Source organism: Niallia sp. HCP3S3_B10 (assembly GCF_052064465.1).
Classification (GTDB): Bacteria; Bacillota; Bacilli; order Bacillales; family Cytobacillaceae; genus Niallia; species Niallia hominis.
This window is the reverse complement of the sequence record NZ_JBQHVO010000123.1, coordinates 1-2,437: the sequence shown is the minus strand read 5'-3', so window position 1 is coordinate 2,437 and position 2,437 is coordinate 1. Positions and strand designations below refer to the sequence as shown.

At 36.5% G+C, this 2,437-nt stretch carries 2 protein-coding genes; both read right to left on the bottom strand.

The window, feature by feature from the left end:
* Positions 1 to 198: 198 nt before the first annotated feature.
* Positions 199 to 1,554 carry a transposase gene (locus ACTNDN_RS24630; RefSeq protein ID WP_441132558.1) on the bottom strand — a complete coding sequence of 452 codons (1,356 nt, stop codon included), beginning with the start codon at positions 1,552 to 1,554 and terminating at the stop codon, positions 199 to 201.
* 136 nt (positions 1,555 to 1,690) lie between these two features.
* Complete coding sequence (locus ACTNDN_RS24625; RefSeq protein ID WP_251630151.1) at positions 1,691 to 1,897, bottom strand: hypothetical protein; 207 nt, start codon at positions 1,895 to 1,897, stop codon at positions 1,691 to 1,693.
* Positions 1,898 to 2,437 lie beyond the last annotated feature (540 nt).

The window sequence follows — 2,437 nt, the reverse complement described above, 5'->3', positions numbered from 1 at the left end:
CATGTGGTCACCTCGGAAAACAATTTACACATCTAAGTTTAAAAGGCGGTTACGACCAATCATCAATAGCTATCAGTTTTTCAGTGGTCTCGCTTCACTCCTGCGGGGTCTCACCTGGACACGCTTTTCCCGCAGGAGTCGCCGCCTTCTGCTCCAATCAACAAGGCTAAACTTAATAGATTTATCATCGCCTTTGATTTAGGCAGCTTGTTGTTGATTTAACATGGCATTGAAGCGGTCTACGGCTAGTTTTGAAGCATTATAAACTAAAGTTACAAGATCAAAATGAACCTTGGCACGTTTTCCAGTACGATATCGAACATTGTTAAGCTGAAAATATCCCTTGAGGTAGGCATTTACACGCTCAACAGCTGTACGTCGTTTAAAAATTGTCTTCCATGATTTTGAACCACGGGCTGGTGCCGTGTACTTTCTTAAATCTGTTGTAATCCTAACTTTGTATACTTTTTGACAGATACCTTCATCAGCTAAAGGACAATCTTTACATTCCTTCGGACTTTTATATTTTAGTGTTTCATATTTCGTATCGAAGCTATCGTACCGATAGGAGTGTTCCCGGAAACATGTTGGTGCAAAATGTTTATCAAACCCAATAAGTTCAGGCTCATTCCGTTTATTATAAGCAATCACTGCTTGGTGTCCCATTAGATGTATCTGCGTGTAGATAGGCTCATAATCGTATCCAGCATCCATTGTTCCAAAACGTAGAGTTGAAAGTTTAACACGCTCATGAATCCCTTTTAACAAGGGGATTGCGGCTTTTCCATCATTCAGATTGCCTGAAGAAAACAGAGATTGAAAAATGTATTGGCTCGTTGTTCCAACAGCTAAATGAGCTTTAAAACCGTACCAAAAAACATTTTTTCCTTCACTATTTTTCTTTACACCCCATTGAGGGGCCTGAGGAATCTCAGATCGAAGGTCGGCTAAAGGAACATCTAACTGTTCTTCAATTTTCTTTTCAAATAGAGGGAGATTGGCTTCATGTTCAGCCTTTTCAATCAACCATTGTTCTCGCTCTTCCTTTGATTTGCGACCACGTTTCTTAAGTTCAGTTTTAGGTTTCTCTTTTTTTGGTGGAGCCTGATCTTTGGCCTCAAAGTGAGTTACATCAATTGCGACTGTATCGTCTGTAATGAATCCTTCAGTAATCGCATTTTTGAGAAGAATCTCTTGTACTTCTTCCAAAATATTTGATTCACTGATGATTGTAATCATTCTTGAATAAGCAGCTTCAGACGGTACAGAATCAGAAACTAAAAAACCGCAGTCGAGCCGGAATATCATATCATTCTTTAATCGCTTAACTAGGTCTTTAACAAATGGAATACGTTCAGTTATTCTAGCGACTAAAGAATAGATCATTGCAGCGTAATTTAGCTCCACAGATCTACCAAAACGTGATTTCTTCGTTACCACAGCGAAGATTGGATCAATGTCAATAGCAGAAAAAATAGCTTCAAATCGTTGGGTAGGTTCTAACTCGTATAATTCTTGTATGTCAAATAGGCTTCCTTGTCGTATAATAGTCATAGGGAGTCTTCCTCCAGTCTTATTAGTTTGTGTGGTGCTTACTAAATTCGACATTTTGGGGAGGTACTCCTTTTTTTAGTTTTTAAAAGCCTTGAGCCCCTAGGGCTAAATTTATGAAATTGATTCTTTTATATAATTAATACACGTTTTCTATGTTCAACTCTAGTTGATTCTCCTCCGCCTTCATCAATCCCTTTTTAATATTTTGCAATTCTAACTGAACTTTTTCGATTTCCTTAATGATCGTGAATGTGTCTTCTTCCTGTGCAACCTCCCAATGAATATCCTGTAGCTTGAGTACAGCCAGATAAAGCTGTTCTTCAATAATTAATCTATCTATCAATTTCAATCGACTCCTTTATATAATCCCCTTTTACAATATCCTATGCATTGCTTAACATTGAAGCAATGAGTTAGTTAACTTGCTGACAACTTCTCCTATCGCTGTCTATTTAAGAGGCTATAGCCTCACATAAAATGCGTTTCTTATGCATTTTTTTACGTATAGTATTATCCGGTCTTACAAAAGCTTGGAATAGTAGGTTACCTAACGTACTGGTAGCAAAACATGGATATATCGTTAAATACCCATCTTATTCCACCACTAAGTTTACTAACGTTCGTTAGTATTATAAAATGTAATATTAAAAATCGCAATCACTTTTTTTATAAGTTTATTTTTTTCTAGAAAATCACTTTAATATACTAAAAGCTCTATAAAACCAATGCCTTATCCCTTAGACGAGAATCTTACCTTCTAAAATTAATAATAACTCCATAAAAAGTTAACCCGTGTAACTGCTAAACTAAAATCAACAGTTTCCGCCAGATAGAATTGAACACTTTTTTATCAAAATAACCACCAGTTAGTCTATTATGATTT

Bases quoted from the DNA above. Each gene is read 5' to 3' on its own strand.
- ACTNDN_RS24630 (WP_441132558.1), bottom strand. From the start codon at position 1,554: ATGACTATTATACGACAAGGAAGCCTATTTGACATACAAGAATTATAC.